Here is a 20,688-nt window from a genome sequence, read left to right on the forward strand (position 1 = left end):
CCCGGCCCGCCCCGGGCCCCCCCCGGGGCCCCCCCCCCCCCCCCCCCCGGCCCGGCCCCCGGCCCCCGGGGGGCCCCCCGCCCGCCCCGCGGCGGGGGGGGGCCCCGCGCCCCCCCCCGCTCCGCCGGGCGTACGCACCGGAACCTCCCGGCCCGGCGCGCGCACCACACCACTCGGTCCGACGCGCACCGCACCCGAGGGGGCGCGCGCACCGCACCCGCCCGCCCCTCACCCCCCTGGCCCCTCACCCCTTCACACACACCACCTGCTTGAGCTTGGCGACGACCTCGACCAGATCGCGCTGGCGCTCCATGACCTGCTCGATCGGCTTGTAGGCGGCCGGGATCTCGTCGACGACGCCCGAGTCCTTGCGGCACTCGACGCCCCTGGTCTGCTCCTCCAGGTCCTTCGCGGAGTACCGCCGCTTCGCCGCGTTGCGGCTCATGCGGCGGCCCGCGCCGTGCGAGGCCGAGTTGAAGGCGGCGGAGTTGCCGAGACCCCTCACGATGTACGAGGCGGTGCCCATGGAGCCGGGGATGATGCCGAACTCCCCCGCGCCCGCCCGGATCGCGCCCTTACGGGTCACGAGCAGGTCCACACCGTCGTACCGCTCCTGCGCCACGTAGTTGTGGTGGCAGCTGATCTCCGCCTCGAAGGTGGGCTTCGCCTTCTTCAGCTCCTCGCGGACCGCGCCCTTGAACAGCGCCATCATCACGGCCCTGTTGTGCTTCGCGTACTCCTGCGCCCAGTACAGGTCGTTGCGGTACGCGGCCATCTGCGGGGTGTCCGCGACGAAGACCGCGAGGTCCCGGTCGACGAGCCCCTGGTTGTGCGGCAGCTTCTGCGCCACGCCGATGTGGTGCTCCGCCAGCTCCTTGCCGATGTTGCGCGAACCGGAGTGCAGGACGAGCCACACCGCGCCCGAGGTGTCGACGCAGACCTCGGCGAAGTGGTTGCCCGAACCGAGCGAGCCCATCTGCCTCATGGCCCGCTCCTCGCGGAAGCGCACGGCCTCGGCCACGCCGCCGAACCGGGACCAGAACGCGTCCCAGCCCGCCGTCGGGTAGCCGTGCAGCCGGCCGGGGTCGACCGGGGTGTCGTGCATCCCGCGCCCCACCGGGATGGCCCGCTCGACGCGGGCGCGCAGGCGGGACAGGTCGCCGGGCAGGTCGTTCCCGGTCAGCGAGGTGCGGACGGCCGACATCCCGCAGCCGATGTCCACCCCCACGGCCGCCGGGCACACCGCGTCACGCATCGCGATGACCGAGCCGACCGTGGCGCCCTTGCCGTAGTGCACGTCGGGCATCACAGCGAGGCCCTTGATCCACGGCAGCGTCGCGACGTTCTGGAGCTGACGCAGCGCCACGTCCTCGACCTGGGCCGGGTCGGCCCACATCCTGATGGGGACCTTCGCCCCCGGAATCTCCACGTACGACATACGTCCCCCCTGGGCTGGAAGTCGGCGACGGCCGGGCGGCGGGCGGACGCCGATTCCTCGTCCACCACCCGTTTCCGCACAAAAACGAAAGCGCAAATACCGGATCCATGGTCAACAAAGCGGACAGCGGACCAGCGTCCGGAGCGGCGCGTGCGGTACACATTGTCTGCATCGGCCGCATACCGGCGGCAACTGGATTACTGGACCGACGCACCACTGGACCTCCGGAGCACCGGACCACCCGGCCACCGGACCACCGGCGGGAGGACCCGGCGGCGCGGCCCGCGCACCGCGCCGGACGGCGGCGCGCGGCCACGAGGGGAGCCCTACCACCATGCGGCGAAAGGTCTACGTACCGGGCGCGGCGGCGCTCCTTGCCGCCGTCCTGTGCGGCTGCACCGGCGGGTCCGCCGACGGGGACGGCACCGCGGACGGCAAGCCCGGCACCCAGGGCACGACGGCCGCGGCCGCGCAGCCCGGGAAGTACGGAACGCTGCCGGAGCCCTGCGGGGTGCTCGACCACGGAACGCTGGACGCGCTGCTGCCCGGCCTCAAGGAGCTGGACGAGGACGAACGGGACGCGGCGTACCGGGGCACGATGGCGCTGACCTACGACAACGAGCGCCGGGTCGGCTGCCGCTGGAAGGCCGAGGACGCCGACAGCTCGGACGCGCTGCGGATCGGCTTCGAGCGGGTCGTGTCGTACGACGCCGACGTGAGCGACGACGATCGCGCCACCTCCGTCTACGAGAAGCTGGAGGACGCCGCGAAGCTGCCCGCGGCCCCCGGCACCGCCCCGGTCGTCACCCCCTCCCCGACCGGCGACGGCAAGAACACGGACACCGGCACGGACCCGGGCGCGAGCAAGGGCACGGACACGGACACGGACACCGACACGCGCCCCGGCAAGGACACCGGAGGGAACGGCGCCGCGCAGGGCACCGGCCCGGACGGCGCGCGGGGCGGCGAAAAGTCCCCGGGCACCCCCACCGGCTCCGGGACGAACGGGAACACAAGCCCCTCCTCCACCGTCAACCCCGACAACGGTGACGCCGGGGACAATACGGGTGATCCCGGCGCGCGGTCGCCCGAGCTGCGGCCCCGGCTGCTTACCGGACTGGGGAACTCCGCTTTCCTCGACGACCAGCTCGCGAAGGCCGGAGCGGCCACCGGGCGGCGCACGGTGACTGTGGTGTTCCGCACGTCGAACGTCGTGGTGAGCGTCGAGTACGAGCAGCAGCCGGCCCGCGCCGGGGAGCTGGCCGACAGCAAGGAAATGCAGGACAAGGCGCAGAAAGTGGCCCGGTCGGTCGCCGATTCCTTCGACGAGTGAGCGACCGGGCCGCCCCCGGGCCGGACCTTCGCGAGGACTCCGTCCCGCTCCGGTGGGCATCCGCTTCGGCGTACGGTGACTCACCGGACCTGTCGGCGGTGGCCCGCCGACACCTGCCCTGCCCGGGGCCCGTGGCCCCCGGCCGCACGACCTGAGCGAAGGAACCATGCACCGACCAGTACAGCGACTCTCCCGCATACTCGCCTGCGCGGCCGTTCCGGTGATCTTCGTGGCCGCCGGCTGCTCCTCGGACTCCGACGACTCCGCGTCCGCCTCGAAGAGCGGGAAGCAGAGCCCCTCCCCCTCCGCGAGCGCCGGCGCGAAGAGCGGCGGGGCCACCGTCAAGGAGGAGCGGACGCCGGAGGCGAAGTTCGCGAAGCTGCCCGAGGCGTGCAAGGCCCTGTCGAAGAAGACGGTGGAGGATCTGGTCCCCGCCGCCAAGGACAAGTCCGGCACGCCCGGCGCCTCGGACGAGGTCTCCACGCGCGGCACCTGCTCGTGGAACGGCCTCAAGAGCAACGGGGTCGACGGTTCGCAGTACCGCTGGCTGAGCGTGTCCCTCGTCCGGTTCGACTCGGACCCGACCCTCGGCACGGGCGAGAAGCGGGCCACCTCGTACCAGGAGAAGCAACTGCGCTCGACGCAGGCCACCGAGGGGGCCACCGGGCTCAAGACGTCGAGCGTCGCGGGCGTCGGGGACTCCGCGACGGCGGTGCGCTACGACCTGAAGAAGAAGGAGGGCTCCTTCAAGCAGCAGACGGTCCTGGCGCGCACGGCGAACGCCGTGATCACCGTGGACTACAACGGCGCCGGTCTGGCCGGGGACAAGGCCCCGGACGCCGACAAGCTGCTGAAGGACGCCGAGAACGCCGCGAAGGAGGTGGCCGCCTCGATCGCGGCCGCCAACGGTGCGGGTTCCGGCTCCACCGGCTCCGGTGAGGGCTCGGCCAAGGGCGGCGCCTCCGCCTCACCGAGCGGGAAGGCCGGCGACAAGCCGGACGACAAGTCCGGCGGTTCCGGGTCCGGCGACTCCAAGGGCGGCGACTCCAAGGGCGACGACGACAAGTCCGGCGACAAGCCCGGCGCGAAGCCCTCGGACGAGAAGTCCTCCGGCACCACGTCGGGCGGCGGCCCGGACGAGGGCAAGCCCTCGGCGAGCGCCTCCGCCGCCTCCGCCGAGTAGGCCCCCGGGCGCCCCGCGCCCGCCCCGCACCAGGCGTTTCCCGCCCGGTCCGGCTCTCCCACGGCCTCGCCGCGGACCGCCGGGCCGGGCTTCTCGCTGTCCGCCCGGCCCGTTCCCGTACGACCGCGTCCGTCACTCCCGTCCGCGTGTGCCAGTCTGGTGTCGCACGGAAATCGAACAGGGAGGGGATCGCGGGTGGCCGCGATGCAGTTGACACGGACTCACCGGATTCTGGTCGGTGTGGTCGTCGCGGGCGCGGTGGTCATCGCCGGTATCGGTTTCGCGGGGTCCTACGCGGCGGTGCGCGAGCTGGCGGTCGAGAAGGGCTTCGGGAACTTCAGCTACGTCCTGCCGATCGGCATCGACGCGGGCATCTGTGTCCTGCTCGCCCTGGACCTCCTGCTGACGTGGATTCGCATCCCCTTCCCGCTGCTGCGGCAGACGGCGTGGCTGCTGACGGCCGCCACGATCGCCTTCAACGGCGCGGCGGCCTGGCCCGACCCGCTGGGCGTCGGCATGCACGCCGTCATCCCGGTCCTGTTCGTGGTGTCCGTGGAGGCGGCGCGGCACGCGATCGGGCGGATCGCGGACATCACGGCCGACCGGCACATGGAGGGCGTGCGGCTGACCCGCTGGCTGCTGTCCCCGGTCCCCACCTTCGTCCTGTGGCGCCGGATGAAGCTGTGGGAGCTGCGCTCCTACGAGCAGGTGATCAAGCTGGAGCAGGAGCGGCTGGTGTACCGGGCGCGGCTGCGTTCCCGCTTCGGCCGGGCCTGGCGCCGCAAGGCCCCCGTCGAGTCGCTGATGCCGCTGCGGCTGGCCCGCTACGGGGTGCCGCTCGCCCAGACGGCCCCCTCGGGCCTCGCGGCGGCCGGTATCGAGCCGACGGTGATCCCGGGCCTGGGCGGCGCCCCCGGGCAGCCGGCGGACGGGGCGCGGCAGGAGGTTCCCGCGCGGGAGACCCGTCCCGAGCTGACCGGGCCCGCCGCCCCGCAGTCCGGGCCTCCCGCCCCCCGGCCCGCCGGGCAGCAGCCCCAGCCGCAGCCCCAGGCGCGGACGCAAGCGCAGTCCCAGGCGCGGGCGCAGGAGCCGCCGCACGCCGAGGTGCAGGACCCGGCGGCGCACACCAGCCCCTGGTTCGCGGCGCCGCTCCAGCCCGCCGAGGAGTACGCGGGCGGCTACGACCCGCAGTTCGAGCCGCCGTACGACCCGCGCGAGGAGCAGGGCGGCGAGGAGGACGGGGCCCGCTTCAACCCGCGCTTCGACGCCCCCTACCAGCCGCGCCAGTGGTACGAGCAGGAACCGCCGCAGGACCCGGCCGCCGAGGAGGAGCAGGCGGCGCGGGCCGACCGCGCCGGGGTCCGCGTCCCGGCGGGCCCGCACCGCACCCGTCCGCTCGGCGAGGTCGGCGCGCGGGGCCGTGTCCCCGGCCAGCGCGGCGAGCAGGACCCGGCGGAGCGGGCACAGCGGCCCGGGACCGGGCAGACCGCACAGCCGCTGCCCGAGGGGTACGGCGAGTACGGCGAGAACGAGGAGTTCCCCGGGCAGGACGAGGAGTCCGCGCCGGCCGGTGAGCAGACGGGCCGCACCGGGCTGCCGGAGGACATGTCGCGCGAGGAGGCGTACTACGGGGCGTTCCGGCAGTACCGCAAGGAGGTCGGCGAGTACCCGAACGCGCGTCAGTTCGGGCTCTACCTGATGGAGATGTACGGGGTGACGGGCCGCTCCGGCGACGGTCCGCTGTCGGAGTCCACGCTCGTCCCGCAGGTGAAGAAGTTCCGGCTGCGCCACCAGGAGGAGCTGGACACCGAGTTCTCGGCCTGAGCGCACCGCCGCACCGCACGCGTGGGGCCCGCCTCCCGGATCGCCGGGTGGCGGGCCCCACGTGTCGCGTACGTCCCCGGTCAGTGCCCCAGCAGGGCGCGGACCCGGTCGGCGCCCACGGCGAGCAGCAGGGTGGGCAGGCGCGGGCCGGTGTCGCGGCTGACGAGGAGCCGGTAGAGCAGCGCGAAGAACGTGCGCTGGGCGACCTTCAGCTCCGGGGTCGGCTTGGCGTCCGGTTCGAGTCCGGCCATGACCTTCGGGACGCCGTAGACGAGGGTCGTGAGCCCGTCGAGCGACCAGTGGTCGTCCAGTCCCTCCACGAGGCGGCGCAGCGACTCGCGGTCGGTCTCGCCGAGGGAGCCGAGGAGTGCGGCGTCGGGCTCGGCGCGGACGACGGTGCGCTGGTCGGCGGGGACGTACGTGCCGATCCACGCCTCGGCGCGGTCCAGGCGCGGCCGCACCTCGTCCAGGGAGTCCAGCGGGTGCGCCGGGTCCAGCTCGCTGAGGATGCGCAGGGTCTGGTCGTCGGCGCCCGCGGTGATGTCGGCGACGGAGGCCAGCGTGCGGTACGGCAGCGGGCGCGGGGTGCGCGGCAGCTCCCCGGCGGCGGTGGAGACGGCCCGGCTGTACGCGGCGGAGTCGGCGGGCAGCACGGAGCCCTCGGCGACCTTCGCGGCGAGCTTGTCCCACTCGTCGTAGAGCCGCTGGATCTCCTGGTCGAAGGCGATCTTGAAGGACTGGTTGGGGCGGCGGCGCGCGTACAGCCAGCGCAGCAGCGGGGCCTCCATGATCTTCAGCGCGTCGGCCGGGGTGGGCACCCCGCCCTTGCTGGAGGACATCTTGGCCATGCCGCTGATGCCGACGAAGGCGTACATGGGCCCGATGGGCTGCACCCCGTCGAAGATCTCGCGGACGATCTGCCCGCCGACCACGAAGGAGGAGCCCGGCGAGGAGTGGTCGACACCGGAGGGCTCGAAGACCACGCCCTCGTAGGCCCAGCGCATCGGCCAGTCGACCTTCCACACGAGCTTGCCGCGGTTGAACTCGCTGAGCTTCACGGTCTCCGCGAAACCGCAGGCGGCGCAGGTGTAGGCCAGCTCGGTGGTCTCGTCGTCGTACGCGGTGACGGTCGTGAGGTCCTTGCCGCAGTTCCCGCAGTACGGCTTGTACGGGTAGTAGCCGCCGGCGCCGCCGCCGTCGTCCTCGGCGGCCGCCCCGGAGCCCTCGGCGGCCTCCAGCTCGGCCTCGTCGACGGGCTTCTGCGACTTCTTCGCCTGCTGCGCGGGGTCCTTCTTGGTGCGGTACTGGTCGAGGATCGCGTCGATGTCCTTGCGGTGCCGCATCGCGTGCAGGATCTGCTCGCGGTAGGCGCCGGAGGTGTACTGCGCGGTCTGGCTGATCCCGTCGAACTCGACGCCCAGCTCGGCGAGCGCCGCGGTCATCGCGGCCTTGAAGTGCTCGGCCCAGTTCGGGTACGCGGAACCGGCCGGCGCGGGCACGCCGGTCAGCGGCTTGCCGATGTGCTCGGCCCAGCTCTCGTCCACCCCGGGGACGCCGCCCGGCACCTTGCGGTAGCGGTCGTAGTCGTCCCAGGAGATGAGGTGGCGCACGGTGTACCCGCGCCGCCGGATCTCGTCGGCGACCAGATGCGGGGTCATGACCTCGCGCAGGTTGCCGAGGTGGATGGGCCCGGACGGGGACAGCCCCGAGGCCACCACGACGGGGGCGCCCGGCTCCGTTTTCGCGCCCTTGGCACGACGCTCCGACTCGGCGATGACCTCGTCCGCGTAACGGGAGACCCAGTCGGTGGTCTCTGTGCTCTGAGCCACGATCGGCACGTCCTTCTTCCGGGGTGGGGTGTGGTTACCGTCCCCCCATTCTCCCAGTTCCGTAAGGAACTACGAAAACGGGTTTGAGCGGGCCGGGGGGAGGGAGCCCGCACACCGGCACCCCACCGAGGAAGCCCGCCCGCCGGATATCCGTTTCACGGGCGCCCCGTGCCTGATGGGATACTGGACGGAGTATCTGCACCCACGAGGAGAACGGCTCCCACCCCTATGGCCTCGGTCACGTCCCTCACCGCTTCCGTCGAGCAGCAGCTCAAGAACGCCCTCGTGGCCGCCCTGCCGGGCGCCGAGGGGGCGGACCCGCTGCTGCGCCGAAGCGACCGGGCCGACTTCCAGGCCAACGGGGTCCTCGCGCTCGCGAAGAAGGCCAAGGCCAACCCGAGGGAGCTGGCCGCGAAGGTCGTCGAGGCGCTGCCGGACGGCGAGGTGATCAAGGACATCGAGGTCTCGGGCCCCGGCTTCCTCAACATCACGCTGTCCGACCGGTCGATCCTGGCCAACCTCGCGGCCCGCGCCGAGGACGGCGCGCGGCTCGGCGTCGGCCACACCGAGCACCCCGGTACGACGGTCATCGACTACGCCCAGCCGAACGTGGCGAAGGAGATGCACGTCGGTCACCTGCGGTCCGCCGTCATCGGGGACGCCGTGATGCGGCTCATGGAGTTCACCGGCGAGACCGTCGTGCGGCGCCACCACATCGGGGACTGGGGCACGCAGTTCGGCATGCTCATCCAGTACCTGATCGAGCACCCCGACGAGCTGTCCGGCGGCCACGGCGACGTGTCCGAGGAACAGGCCGGCGAGGAGGCCATGTCGAGCCTCAACCGGATCTACAAGACCTCGAAGCGGGCCTTCGACGAGGACCCGGAGTTCAAGGAGCGGGCCCGGCGGCGGGTCGTGGACCTCCAGGCCGGGGACGAGGAGACGCTGCGCTACTGGCACCGGTTCGTGGACGAGTCGAAGATCTACTTCAACTCGGTGTTCGGCAAGCTCGACATGGACATCCGGGACGAGGACATCGTCGGCGAGTCCGGCTACAACGAGATGCTGGAGGAGACCTGCCGGCTCCTGGAGGAGTCCGGGGTGGCCGTGCGGTCCGAGGGCGCGCTGTGCGTGTTCTTCGACGACGTGCTGGGCCCCGACGGCAATCAGGTCCCGCTGATCGTCAAGAAGTCCAACGGCGGTTACGGCTACGCGGCGACCGACCTGTCCGCGATCCGGGACCGGGTCTTCCACCTGAAGGCCGACACCCTGCTGTACGTCGTGGACGCGCGGCAGGCCCTGCACTTCAAGATGGTCTTCGAGACGGCCCGGCGGGCCGGCTGGCTCAACGACGACGTCAGGGCCGTGCAGCTCGCCTTCGGCACGGTGCTCGGCGCCGACGGCAAGCCGTTCAAGACCCGGTCCGGCGAGACGGTCCGGCTGGTCGACCTCCTGGACGAGGCCGTGGAGCGGGCCACCGCCGTGGTCCGCGAGAAGGACGTCCGGGGGCAGCTCGGCGAGGCCGAGATCGTGGAGCGGGGCGCCCAGGTGGGCATCGGCGCGGTCAAGTACGCCGACCTGTCGACCTCCGCGAACCGGGACTACAAGTTCGACCTCGACCAGATGGTGTCCCTCAACGGCGACACCAGCGTCTACATCCAGTACGCCTACGCCCGTATCCAGTCGATCCTGCGGCGCGCCGGGGGCCAGTTCACGCCCGCCGCCCACCCCGGACTCGAACTCGCCCCCGCCGAACGGGCCCTGGGCCTGCACGCGGACGCGTTCGGCGCGACGGTCCAGGAGGCCGCCGAGGAGTACGCCCCGCACAAACTGGCCGCGTACCTCTACCAGTTGGCCTCGCTGTACACGACGTTCTACGACCAGTGCCATGTCCTGAGCGAGGACAACCCCCAGGCCGTGGTCGAGAACCGGCTTTTCCTGTGCGACGTCACGGCCCGGACGCTGGCGAAGGGCCTGTCCCTGCTGGGGATCAGGGCGCCGAAGTCGCTGTAACGGAAGCGGAAGCGGAAAGCGGAAAGCGTGCTGGTGGGGCGCCGCGAACACGGCGGCGCCCCACCGGCGTGACCTGGCGTCAGGCGGCGCCACCTTGCCCAGCCGGCGACCTGACGACCTGGCGACCTGGCGACCTGGCGACCTGCCCAGCCCACGCCCCGGCCCCCATCCAGCCCGTCCGGCGCTTGAGGACATCGGTAATCCGCGCCGCCCCACAACGGCCCAGGTCCCCCGGCTCCCGCTACCCAACCCGCACCCGGCCCCCATCCAGCCCGTCCGGCGCTTGAGGACATCGGTAATCCGCGCCACCCCACAACGGCCCAGGTCCCCCCGCTCCCGCTACCCAGCCCGTCCGGCGCTTGAGGACACTTCCACCGCCGAGAACCCGGCGGCGAGCCTCCGCAGCCCCTCCCCGATCACCTCTTCGTCCTGCGTGACAAAACACATCCGCAACGTCCGCCGGTCCCCCTCCCCCGCGAAGAACGGCACACCCGGCACATAGGCGACATCGTGCCGCACCACCTCCGGCAGCACCCGCCCCGCGTCCCAGCCCTCCGGGAGCCGGACCCACACGAACATCCCGCCCTCGGGCCGCGTCCACCGCGAGCCGGCCGGGAGCGCCCCGGGCAGACCGGCCAGCATCGCGTCGCGCCGCGCCCCGTACACCCGCGCCACCGAGGCGACCCGCGCGTCCAGGTCCTGGTCCGCGAGGTACCTCGCGGCGGCGAGCTGCGTCACCGTCGGCGTGTGCAGATCCGTGGACTGCTTGACCACCGCGCAGGCCCGCCGCAGCGCGGCGGGGGCCCGCAGCCATCCCAGCCGCAGCCCGGGTGCCAGCACCTTGGAGAAGCTGCCGAGCAGCACGGTGCGGTCCCGGGCCCCCGGGCAGGACGCGATCCACGGCACCCGTTCCCCTTCGTAGCGCAGCTCCCCGTACGGGTCGTCCTCCACGATCCACAGCCCGCGCCGCGCCGCGATCTCCGCGAGGGCCGCGCGCCGCGCCCCCGGCAGGGTCCGCCCGGTCGGGTTCTGGAACGTCGGCACGGTGTACAGCAGTTTGGGCCGCTCACGGACGACGGCCTCGTCGAGCGCCCCGGGCACGATGCCGTCCTCGTCGCACTCCACCGGCACGACGCGCGCCCCGGTGAACGCGAACACCTGGAGGGCCGCGAGATAGCAGGGGTCCTCGACCACGACGACGTCCCCCGGCTCCAGCAGCGCCGTGGCGACGAGGTGCAGCGCCTGCTGCGAACCGGTGGTCACGAGCAGGTCCTCGGCCGAGGTCGGCAGTCCGCGCGCGGTGGCCCGGTCGGCGAGCGCGGCGCGCAGCAGCGGCTCACCCTCGGTGGTGGAGTACTGGAGCGCCTGGGCGCCGCTGTCGCGCAGTACGGCGGCGAACGCCCCGGCGACCCCTTCCGCGTCGAGGAGTTCGGGCGCCGGCAGCCCTCCCGCGAAGGAGATCACCTCGGGCCGCGCGGTGAGCGCGAGGATGTCCCGTACGGGCGAGGACTCCACGGAACCGGCGCGTCCGGACAGCGGCGGCAAGGGCGCGGCCTGGGACGCCGGGAGAGGCGCGGGCGAGGACGGGACGGCTGACGACACGGCAGCGGCTCCTGACCGGCCGCCGTGCGCCACCGCCCCGGGGGTGTGCCGACGGCGCATCGGTTGAGACGGGGACCCGGGCAGCGTATTCCGGCGGCCCGCGCCGAAGACAGGGGTTTCACGGTGCGGACAACCGGGGCGGGGACACCGGTACCGCCCCGGTACGCGCCGCCGGGCCGCTCAGTAGGTCTCGGGCTTGCCCCACCCGCTGTCACCGGGCGGCCACTGCCACTGCGGCCGTCCTCTCGACCCGCTCGTACGGAACGGGGTCCCGGCGTTGTCGACGGTGAGCGTGCCGTGCCGGCCGCCGCTGGACCAGTCGAGTTCGAGGTACCAGAGGACGTCGTGGGAGCGCGCGTGCGCGGTGACGTACAAGACCTCGGGGTCGCTCTCGCTCACCTTGTACGGGAAGTCCCGCTGCCCGGACAGGGGCGTGGTCCGGGGCCGGGCCGCGTCGAGGTCCACGTCGAAGGACGCGGCCGGCACACCGCCCCCGCAACCGACGCCCATGGTGTACGAGTTCCAGGCGAGCGGCGCACTCGTACCGACGGTCCGCACGTGCAGCCCCTCCAGGACGACGGTGTCGTCGGTCAGCCCCTGCACGGTGACGGCGACCCGCTCGTAGTCGGCCGAGACGGCCCCCATGGAGCGCACCCACCCGGCGGCGTCCTGCTCGGTCGGCGGCGGCGACACCTTGTCCGGCCCGGCCTGGACGAGGTAGTGCTGCGTGCAGGGGTCGTCCCACACGTAGGGCCGGACGTTGACGGAGAGCGGGTCACCGGCGGGCGCGGGGCCGAGGTGCGCGCCACCGCTCCCGACGGCTGCGGGGGGACGGGCACCACCGGACCCGCTGGGGCCGGCCTTCGCGGAGGGGCTCGCGCTCCGTGAGGCGGAGCGGGAGGGCGAGGCGGAGCCGGAGGGCGAGGCGGAGGGCTTCGGGCGCGCGTCCGGCGCCGCCTCGCCGGACCCGGACGGCTCCACCGCCCGGGAGTGCGTCGCCTCCACCGCACGGGAGGAAGGCCGGTCCTCCGCACCCGCGAACCGGGTCAGACCGACCGCGCCCCCGGCGACCAGGACGACGGCGACCGCGGCGGCGAGCAGCGTACGGCGCCGAGGCGGCCGGGAGGACCGGGCGTCGGTATCGGCGTCCGGCGCGAGTCCGGAACCGGAATCAGGACCGGAACCGGAACCGGAATCAGGACCGGGACCCGGACCGGGACTGGGACCGGGACTGGGACCGGGGCCGGGTTCCTGGTCGGGCGCGGGTCCTGGGGCCGGGGACGGGCCGGGACCCGGACCGGGAACGGAAGCGGAGACGGCGACGGAGACGGAGACGGAGGCCGGGTCGACGACGGAAGCCGTACCCGGGTGGGACCCCGGCGCGGGGTTCGAGGCCGCACCCGGAGGCGAGTCCGAGGCCGCGTCCGGGGCCGCGTCGGAGGCCGCCCCCGGGTGCGCGTCCGGGACGGCGGCCGACCGCCCCCTATCCCCCCGCCCCCGGGCGGCGTCCGCGAGGAGCCAGCGCCGGTGCAGGTCCATCAGCTCCTCGGGCCGGGCCTTGCAGAGCCGGGCGAGGCGGTCGACGGGCGCGAACTCGGCGGGTACGGCGTCCCCGTTGCAGTACCGGTGCAGCGTCGAGGTACTGAGGTGGAGCCGCTTGGCGAGCACCCCGTAGCTGAGCCCCGACCGCTCCTTCAGCTCCCGCAAACGCTCCGCGAACGCGGCGGTCTCAGGTCCCGCAGCCACCCGTTTCTCCCCCTCCGTACCTCTCCGGACATGTCCGGGCGCTCTCGTGATGTCCCGGGCGGGCGTTCCAGGCTCCCCTTGTTCTCACAGGTCAGAGGTGGTGGAACCGTTCCAGCGTCCCGACCTGGCCGTGTCCGCTACCGCCTGGGACGCGCACCGGCACAAGCTTGGTTCATCCAAGCACGCCGCCCCGGCACCCCGCCGGGCGGTCGGCCCGCACCGCTGAGTGAAGGAAGACCCTGATGCGCCGTCACCCCACCTCCCGCCGCCTCGCCCTCCGTACGGCGGCGGCCGCGCTCACCGCCCTCGCCGGTCTCTCCCTCACGGCCTGCTCGGGGGCCGAGGACACCGTCGGCAAGGTCAAGGACAGTACGTACAGCGCCCCCGTGGACACGAAGACGAAGCAGGAGACGGGGACGAAGACGGCGACCCGCGGCGACGACCAGCCGGCCGGTGCGCCGGAGAACACCGGGGCGCGGCAGACCGGAGCGAAGGGGACCGCGGCGAAGGCGGCCGAACCGGAGGCCGCCTCGGGCAGCCACGCGCGGCCCGTCTCCGCGAAGCCGGTGAACGCGGCCCGTCAGGCGAAGGCAGCGGCCGCCGCCGCCCCGCCGAAGAAGCCCGCCGCGGCCGTCACCTGCACCGTGGCCAACAGCAAGATCCGCATGTCCGTTCCCTCCCGCCCCATCAACCACCTGCTCCTGACGCTGACGAACGAGTCCGGCAAGCGCTGCTACGCGTACGGCGCCCCGTACCTCGGATTCGACGGCGACCAGAGCAGCGCGCCGTGGATCGAGGACAGCCGGCCGCAGGCGGTCGTGACGCTGGAGCCGGGCGAGCACGCGTACGCCTCGGTCCTCCTGTCGGGCGACGGCGACCACGGCCGCAAGGCCAAGGAGATGAAGCTGGCCATGTCGGGCCGGGCCATGGCGGGCAGCGTCGGGGGCCTCGCGACCACCCCGGTCCCCGGCGGCAGCGTCTACGTGGACGACGACCTCGCGGTCTCCTTCTGGCAGACGGACGCGGCGACCGCGCTGATCTGGTAACCGCTGACCTGACCACCACGGTCGCGGACACGACGGGCGGGCCCCCAGCGGAGGAGGGGCCCGCCTCGTCGCGGTCCGCGCCGTCAGAGCGGCAACCGCCGGCTCGTCACGTCGAAGTACGCCACAGCGCGGGGAGTTCGTCACCCTGCCTCCACGGGACCGCCGTCCCAAGAACGGCTCCGCCATGAAGACGCTCGGCGCGCAGATCGCCACTCTCCGCATCGCCGCCGGACACACCCAGGAACGACTGGCCCGCCGAAGTCCCGATGGGCGCGGACCTGTTGGCGTCGATCGAGCAGGGCAGACGCGCACTGAAGCCGGAGCACGCGGCGCGGCTGGACGAGCTGCCGCACACCAACGGAGTCCTGTCGGCGGCGCTCGGACATCTGCCGGAGGTGGACCGCACACCGGCATGGGTCGCCGAGTACCTTGGGCTGGAGGCTACTGCGGTCTCCCTCTCCTGGTATGAGAACGGCGTACTGCCCGGCCTGCTCCAGACGACGGATTACGCGCGGGCGATCCTCAGCAATCGTGTCCCGCCCTTCGACTCGGACGAAATCAACGAACAGACGGATTTGCGGATCGAACGTCAGGCAGTGTTCAACCGGAAGCCGCCGCCCGCCTTGTCCTTCGTCGTCTGGGAACCCGTACTGACCCTCCGGCTGGGCACCTTGGCGCAACATCGTGAGCAGATCCAACACCTACGAACGATGGCGGATCACCCAGGTGTGACCATTCAGATCCTGCCACGAACAGCCACGGAGCACGCAGGGCTGGACGGTCCTTTCATTCTTGTGGAAACACCCGACTTCCAACACATCGGCTACACGGAAATTCAGGACAGCAGCCGGATCATCGTCGACCCCAATATGGTCAGCATCCTCACTCGGAGGTATGCCATGCTGCGCACGCAGGCCCTCAACGCCAAGGACACAAGGGGCCTGCTGGAGCGCCTGGGAGAGTAATGCGCACGGGACTACAGTGGTTCAAGTCGAGCTACAGCGGCAGCAGTGGCGGTGCCTGCCTCGAAGTCGCCCATGAACCGGCTGCGCACGGTGTGCGGTCCCCGGTACACGTCCGCGACTCGAAGAACCCCACCGGTCCGGTCCTCGCCTTCGCTCCCACCGCCTGGACCGCCTTCACCGCCACCACCAGTCGCTAGGCACGGAGTCAGGGAGTAACGGAGTCCAGGAAGTCCAGGGAGTCACGAAGTCTCGGAGTCACGGAGTCACGGAGTCAGGAAGGTACGGAGATGTCCCCGGCGCCCCGCCCCCTCGCGCACCTCCCCCAGGCCCTCTCCGAGAGCGACCCGGCCGAGGGCGGCGCGGTATGGCGACTGGCCGAGGCCGGGCGGGAGTTGGACGCCAATCTCGTACGGCTGCCGGCGGGTGAACAGGTCGGCGAACACCGCGAGGACACCCTCGACGTCCTCCTCCTGGCGGTGGACGGTACGGGCACGGCGGGGCCCGGGGCCGCCGGCCCCGGCGAACCGGCGGAACTCACCCCCGGCACCCTCCTCTGGCTCCCGCGCGGAGCGCCCCGCACGCTGGAGGCCGGACCGCGGGGCCTCGCCTACCTGACGGTGCACCGCCGCCGTCCGGGGATGTCGGTGGGAGGAACGGCGCCGGTGGCCGCCCCGGACCCCGCCGGAGGCGAACCCGCCTGCCTGCTCCCCCTGGTGTGCGAAGCGTGCGGACGCGTTTCCGCCGACCCCCGCCCGAGGTACTGCTCCCAGTGCGGGGAACCGTTCCCGGGCGCAGAGGCATGACCACGAGAGGGAAGAGGTAACCACCGATGTCCGTCCGCAGAATCGTCCCCGTACTGCCGTCGTCCTCACTCCCGCAGAGCCGCGCGTTCTACGAACTACTGGGCCTGGAACAGGTGATGGACCACGGCTGGATCGCGACCTTCGCGGAGCCGGGAAGTCCTTCGGTACAGCTCAGCGCGATGACGCGGGACCGCACGGCGCCGGTGTCCCCGGACGTCAGCATCGAGGTGGACGACGTGGAGGCGGCGTACGAGGCGATGCGCGAGTCAGGGGCGGAGATCCTGGTACCGCTGCGGGACGAGGAGTGGGGCGTGCGCCGCTTCTTCGTACGGGAGCCCGGCGGCAAGGTCGTCAACGTCCTTGGCCACCGGGCCTGAGAGCTTCCGTACGGGAGGCGGCGTCAGCCACCGACGTACCAGTGGAACCCGCCGTTGCTGGCCGCGAAGGCGAGCATCGCGCCGAACAGCAGCAGGTCGAGGACGCCGAGCACGATGGCGGCGGTGGACAGGCCCTTGCCGCCCTTGGCGGGGACGGCGCGCCGGCTGACCGCACCGAAGATGATCGCGAGCGGCCCGAGGACGATGTTGAAGACGAGAATCCCGACGATGCCGCAGACGAGCCCGGCCACCGCCAGCCCGTTGGTCCCGGTACGCGTCCCCGGCTGGGCCGAGTAGCCCTGCGGGGCCGGGTGGGACTTGTGCGTGGAGTCCTGGTAGCTCGACATGACTTCTCCCCAATGAGCCGATGTAGCGGGCTTGTGATGACATGCCGGTGCCCGCGAGGAGACCTCGTACGCCCGTTCCAGGGGGAGAGGAAGCGGAAGAACATCCTCCGTGGCACGGCCGGCTCCCGCCTCACCGGCACCTGGGTGAGCGGTGGTCCGGACGCGCGCCGAGCCCCCACCGCGCGGCTCAGCTCGCGGGCGCGTCCTCGGTCTTCGGGGCGGGTTCGTCGGCGGGGGCGGGGCCGGGCCTACCGCGCAGGGGGGTTTCCCTGAGGAACACGGCGGCGAGAAGGGCGGCCAGGGCGATCAGCGCTCCGGTGAGGAAGATGAGATGGGTCGCGTGCGCGACACCGGCGACGTAGGCGGCGGAGTGCGGTACGGCCGTACCGCCGCCGGATTCTTCACCGGACGCGTGGGCGGCCCCGGCGAAGAGGGAGGCGAACACGGCGACGCCGAGAGAACCGCCGAGGTTGCGGAACAGGTTGGTGGCGGCGGAGGCGGAGCCGATGTCGCGCAGGCCGACGGCGTTCTGGGCGATGGTGTTGGACATCTGCTGGGTGAAGCCGGTGCCCGCGCCGACGACGGCCATGTACGCGGCGGTCGCGAGGCGTGAGGTGTCGGTGCCCATCGTGGACAGGAGGCCCATGCCGGTCACGAGGAGCGCGGAGCCGAGTACGGGGAAGACCTTGTACCGGCCGGTGGCGGTCATGACCTTGCCCGCGATGTTCGACGTGATCAGCGTGGCGGTCATCATCGGCAGCAGGAGCAGCCCCGAGTGGGACGCGGAGGCCGACTGGACGTCCTGCTGGTACAGAGGCAGGTAGAGGGTGGCGCCGAACATGGCCACACCGGTGACGGTGATCAGGACGGCCGCGAGCGGGAAGTTGCGGTGGCCCCGGTAGATGCGCGGGGGCATCAGCGGCTCGGCGACGCGGCGCTCGGTGGCGACGAACGCGGCGAGCAGGCCGGTGGCGACGGCGGCCAGGGCGACGATCTGCCACGAGCCCCAGGCGTACGTGCTGCCCGCCCAGGTCGCGGCGGTGACGAACGCGGAGATCGCGCCGGTGAGGAAGGCGATGCCCCACCAGTCGATGACGGCCCTGCCCTGCCGCGCGGGCCCGGGTACGCGCAGCATGACCCAGCACCAGACGACGCACACCAGACCGACGGGCACGTTGACGTAGAAGGCCCAGCGCCAGCCGAGGTGGCCGGTGACGAAGCCGCCGACCAGGGGCCCGCCGAGCTGGCCGACAGCCATGACCGCCGCGACCATGCCCTGGTAGCGGCCTCGCTCGCGCGGGGGCAGCAGGACGCCGATGAGAGCGAACGCACCGGCCCCCATCCCTCCGGCGCCCAGGCCCTGGAGGACACGGAAGACGATGAGCCCGTCCATGGAGACGGCCGTGCCGCACAGCACCGAGGCCACCAGGAACAGCGCGATCGAGACCAGGAACATCGTCTTGCGGTGGAAGAGGTCACCGAGCTTGCCCCACACGGGGGTGGAACAGGCGGTGGCCAGGGTGTAGCCGGTGACGACCCACGACATGTGGTCGAGGCCGCCCAGGTCCGCGACGACGGTGGGCATCGCCGTGCCGACGATCAGCCCGTCCAGCATCGACAGGAGCAGAGCCAGCAGGACGCCGAGCAGGACCCAGCGGATGTTCCTGGGCACCTCGGCGGGGGCGGGGGCGGGCTTCGGGAGAGGAGCGGGCTTCGGGGCAGGGGCGGAGGGGCGCGGCATGCGGGTCACCCCTTTCAGGGCGGCGGGAGGGGAGGAGTTCCCCGCCACCGTAACGAACATGTTCGCCGCGAACAAGTTCGTTCACGCCCGGAGCCTCCCCCCGGAGCCTCCCCCTGGAGCCTTCGCCGGGGACTTGGCCGGGGCCTTCGCCGGAGCCTTGGCCGCCCACGCCCCTGGAACGAGCGGCCCCGCCCCGCGTGGAAACGGCGTACGACCGCGGCGAACGCGTTCGTTACGATCGGGGGCATGACTACCAGACGAGAGCCGCTGAGCCGCCGGGACCGCCCGGCGAAACCCGCCCTGTCCCGGCAGTGGATCGTGGAGACCGCCCTCCGGATCATGCGGGAGGAGGGGCTGGAGAAGGTCACGATGCGCCGCCTCGCCCAGGAGCTGGACACCGGCCCGGCCTCGCTCTACGTCTACGTGGCCAACACCGCGGCCCTGCACGCGGCGGTCCTGGACGCCCTGCTGGGCGAGGTCGACCTGTCGGGGGACGAGGGCGGCGAGGACTGGCGGGAGCAGCTGCGCGCGGTGATGAGGTCGTACACCCTGGTGCTGTTCGCGTACCCGCAGCTCGCGCGCTCCGCGCTCGTCGCCCGCCCGAGCGGGGAGAACTACCTGCGCCTGGTGGAACGCGTCCTCGGCCTGCTGTCCCGCGGCGGGGCCGCCCGCGAACAGGCCGCCTGGGGGGTGGACAAGCTGCTCCAGAGCGCGACGGCCACCGCCGCCGAGCAGTCGACGCGCGAGCGCGACCCGGCCTCCGCGGACGACTGGAACGCCACCGTGCACGCCCTGGCCACCGCGAGCGAGACCACGCATCCGGCGATCGCCGCGCATATGCCCGCGCTGATCGGGGGCACCCCGGAAGAGAGATTCCGCTGGGGCTTCGACGTCCTCGTCAACGGCATCACCCACACGCCGGCACCCCCCGTCGAGGGCTAGCGCCCCGGCGACCCCGCCGTCGCCGCCCCGGCGCGGGGAGCGGGCCCGCTTCCCGCCCCCGCCCCTGCCCCCGCCCCCCGGCCCCCCGCCACGGAGAGCGGTTCCACCTCCACCCCGCCCCCCGCGCACCGCGTGGACCGCGCAGACCGCGACGCTCCCTCCGAAGAACTTGTTCGTGACGAACGTGTTCGTTACAGTGGAGACGTCACCGTGGCCGCCGACCGGTCTCCCCGGTGTTCACGCCCCCGCCGAGCGCACTCGCGCCTTCCGGGCGGGCCCGCGGCGTTCGGCGAGCCTGTAGTCCCCCACGTTCTCTTCCGGAGGCACCCCATGACCACCACCAGCCATTTCCCCGTCGCGATCGTCGGCGGCGGTCTGGGCGGCCTGACCGCCGCCCGTGTCCTGCACGTCAACGGCGTCGAGTCGGCCGTCTTCGAACTGGAGGACTCGCCCGAGGCCCGTACCCAGGGCGGCATGCTCGACATCCACGAGGCGAACGGGCAGAAGGCTCTGCACGCCGCCCACCTGCACGAGGAGTTCCGCGCGATCGTCCACCCGGGCGGCGAGGCGATGCGGCTGCTCGGCCCCGACGGCACCGTGTGGGTGGAGGAGGAGGACGACGGCACCGGCGACCGGCCCGAGGTGGATCGCGGCGAGCTGCGCGACCTGCTGCTCGGTTCCCTGCCCGCCGGCACGGTCCACTGGGGGCGGCGGGTCACCGGCGTCCGGGCGCTCGGGGACGGCCGTCACGAGGTGGCGTTCTCCGACGGTTCCGCCATCACGACCGGTCTGCTGATCGGCGCGGACGGCGCCTGGTCCCGCGTCCGGCCGCTGCTCTCGGACGCCCGGCCGGTGTACACCGGTATCTCCCTCGCCGAAACCGACCTGTTCGAGGCCGACACCCGCCACCCGGACAGCGCGGCGGTCGTCGGCGACGGCTTCTTCATGGCGCTGGGCGACGAGCGCGGAATCCTCGCGCACCGCGAGAGCGACGGCAGCCTGCACGCCTACACGGCGCTCAAGGCCGACGAGGGCTGGGTGGACACCGTCGACTTCTCGGACCCCGTCGCCGCCAAGGCCGCGGTCCTCGCCCACTTCGACGGCTGGGACGAGGGGCTGCGCAGGCTGATCGCCGACGCGGACGCCATCACCCCGCGCCGTGTCCACGCGCTGCCCGTGGGACACCGCTGGGAGCGCGTACCCGGCGTGACCCTGCTCGGTGACGCCGCGCACGTGATGTCGCCGTTCGCGGGCGAGGGCGCCAACCTCGCCATGCTCGACGGCGCGCGCCTCGCCCTGGCCGTCGCCTCCCACCCCGGCGACACCGAGGCCGCGCTCGGCGCCTACGAGAAGGAGCTCTTCCCGCGCAGCGAGGAGACCGCCCTCGACTCCGCGACCAGCCTGGACACGATGTTCGGCGAGCGGGGCCTCCAGGAAATGGTCGCGTTCTTCACCTCGGGCCCGGCCGGGAACGCGGACCGCTCCTGAGGCGTGGGGCC

The 20,688-nt window shown here is 72.8% G+C and carries 17 protein-coding genes; 11 read left to right on the plus strand and 6 right to left on the minus strand.

Features of this window, described 5'->3' with window-relative positions:
• Positions 1-244: 244 nt before the first annotated feature.
• Entirely contained in the window at positions 245-1,438 is a 1,194-nt protein-coding gene (locus ACFYMP_RS30830; protein ID WP_388863747.1) for an RtcB family protein, read from the minus strand.
• Positions 1,439-1,772: 334 nt separating this feature from the next.
• Here ACFYMP_RS30830 and ACFYMP_RS30835 point away from each other — a divergent pair, with 334 nt between their 5' ends.
• The 3 genes from ACFYMP_RS30835 (at position 1,773) to ACFYMP_RS30845 (ending at position 5,778) form a co-directional block, all read left to right on the plus strand.
• Entirely contained in the window at positions 1,773-2,771 is a 999-nt protein-coding gene (locus ACFYMP_RS30835; RefSeq protein ID WP_388863749.1) for a DUF3558 domain-containing protein, read from the plus strand.
• Between the two features lie 166 nt (positions 2,772-2,937).
• Positions 2,938-3,954 carry a DUF3558 domain-containing protein gene (locus ACFYMP_RS30840; protein ID WP_388863751.1) on the plus strand — a complete coding sequence of 339 codons (1,017 nt, stop codon included), beginning with the start codon at positions 2,938-2,940 and terminating at the stop codon, positions 3,952-3,954.
• A 195-nt stretch (positions 3,955-4,149) separates the two neighbouring features.
• Positions 4,150-5,778, plus strand: coding sequence for a DUF2637 domain-containing protein (locus ACFYMP_RS30845; protein WP_388863753.1), 1,629 nt, complete (start codon positions 4,150-4,152; stop codon positions 5,776-5,778).
• Positions 5,779-5,858: 80 nt separating this feature from the next.
• Here ACFYMP_RS30845 and lysS read toward each other — a convergent pair whose 3' ends face one another.
• The gene (gene lysS, locus ACFYMP_RS30850; protein WP_388863755.1) at positions 5,859-7,616 is read right to left on the minus strand and encodes a lysine--tRNA ligase; all 1,758 of its coding nucleotides are present in this window, start codon (positions 7,614-7,616) and stop codon (positions 5,859-5,861) included.
• A gap of 219 nt (positions 7,617-7,835) precedes the next feature.
• Here lysS and argS point away from each other — a divergent pair, with 219 nt between their 5' ends.
• A complete protein-coding gene (gene argS / locus ACFYMP_RS30855) occupies positions 7,836-9,620 on the plus strand; it encodes an arginine--tRNA ligase (RefSeq protein WP_388863757.1) in 1,785 nt (594 codons plus the stop codon).
• 339 nt (positions 9,621-9,959) lie between these two features.
• On the opposite strand, the gene ACFYMP_RS30860 is transcribed toward argS, so the two are convergent.
• Both ACFYMP_RS30860 and ACFYMP_RS30865 read right to left on the minus strand, forming a co-directional pair.
• Complete coding sequence (locus tag ACFYMP_RS30860) at positions 9,960-11,222, minus strand: PLP-dependent aminotransferase family protein (protein ID WP_388863759.1); 1,263 nt, start codon at positions 11,220-11,222, stop codon at positions 9,960-9,962.
• A 180-nt stretch (positions 11,223-11,402) separates the two neighbouring features.
• Positions 11,403-12,968, minus strand: a complete 1,566-nt coding sequence (locus tag ACFYMP_RS30865) for a helix-turn-helix domain-containing protein (protein WP_388863761.1) — start codon at positions 12,966-12,968, stop codon at positions 11,403-11,405.
• A gap of 242 nt (positions 12,969-13,210) precedes the next feature.
• On the opposite strand from ACFYMP_RS30865, the gene ACFYMP_RS30870 reads away from it, so the two are divergent.
• The 5 genes from ACFYMP_RS30870 (at position 13,211) to ACFYMP_RS30890 (ending at position 16,159) form a co-directional block, all read left to right on the plus strand.
• Positions 13,211-14,014 carry a DUF4232 domain-containing protein gene (locus tag ACFYMP_RS30870; RefSeq protein ID WP_388863763.1) on the plus strand — a complete coding sequence of 268 codons (804 nt, stop codon included), beginning with the start codon at positions 13,211-13,213 and terminating at the stop codon, positions 14,012-14,014.
• A gap of 266 nt (positions 14,015-14,280) precedes the next feature.
• On the plus strand, positions 14,281-14,979 hold the full coding sequence (locus ACFYMP_RS30875) for a DUF5753 domain-containing protein (protein ID WP_388863765.1): 699 nt from the start codon (positions 14,281-14,283) through the stop codon (positions 14,977-14,979).
• Complete coding sequence (locus ACFYMP_RS30880; RefSeq protein WP_388863767.1) at positions 14,979-15,176, plus strand: DUF397 domain-containing protein; 198 nt, start codon at positions 14,979-14,981, stop codon at positions 15,174-15,176. Before ACFYMP_RS30875 ends, ACFYMP_RS30880 begins: the two co-directional genes overlap by 1 nt.
• 90 nt (positions 15,177-15,266) lie before the next feature.
• Positions 15,267-15,782, plus strand: coding sequence for a cupin domain-containing protein (locus ACFYMP_RS30885; RefSeq protein ID WP_388863769.1), 516 nt, complete (start codon positions 15,267-15,269; stop codon positions 15,780-15,782).
• A 26-nt stretch (positions 15,783-15,808) separates the two neighbouring features.
• The gene (locus ACFYMP_RS30890) at positions 15,809-16,159 is read left to right on the plus strand and encodes a VOC family protein (protein WP_388863771.1); all 351 of its coding nucleotides are present in this window, start codon (positions 15,809-15,811) and stop codon (positions 16,157-16,159) included.
• Positions 16,160-16,182: 23 nt separating this feature from the next.
• Here the strand turns inward: ACFYMP_RS30890 and ACFYMP_RS30895 are convergent, their stop codons facing one another.
• Together ACFYMP_RS30895 and ACFYMP_RS30900 are read right to left on the minus strand one after the other, a co-directional pair.
• Positions 16,183-16,506, minus strand: a complete 324-nt coding sequence (locus ACFYMP_RS30895) for a DUF4190 domain-containing protein (RefSeq protein WP_388863773.1) — start codon at positions 16,504-16,506, stop codon at positions 16,183-16,185.
• Positions 16,507-16,693: 187 nt separating this feature from the next.
• The gene (locus ACFYMP_RS30900; RefSeq protein WP_388863775.1) at positions 16,694-18,247 is read right to left on the minus strand and encodes an MDR family MFS transporter; all 1,554 of its coding nucleotides are present in this window, start codon (positions 18,245-18,247) and stop codon (positions 16,694-16,696) included.
• 246 nt (positions 18,248-18,493) lie between these two features.
• Between ACFYMP_RS30900 and ACFYMP_RS30905 the strand changes: the two genes are divergently transcribed.
• Both ACFYMP_RS30905 and ACFYMP_RS30910 read left to right on the plus strand, forming a co-directional pair.
• On the plus strand, positions 18,494-19,189 hold the full coding sequence (locus ACFYMP_RS30905) for a TetR/AcrR family transcriptional regulator (protein ID WP_388863777.1): 696 nt from the start codon (positions 18,494-18,496) through the stop codon (positions 19,187-19,189).
• Between the two features lie 330 nt (positions 19,190-19,519).
• Positions 19,520-20,677 (plus strand): FAD-dependent oxidoreductase, encoded by a 1,158-nt coding sequence (locus tag ACFYMP_RS30910; protein WP_388863779.1) that lies wholly within the window; start codon positions 19,520-19,522, stop codon positions 20,675-20,677.
• The last annotated feature ends 11 nt before the right edge of the window (positions 20,678-20,688 follow it).

The sequence above is a fragment of the Streptomyces sp. NPDC007088 genome, from assembly GCF_042869355.1.
Classification (GTDB): domain Bacteria; phylum Actinomycetota; class Actinomycetes; order Streptomycetales; family Streptomycetaceae; genus Streptomyces.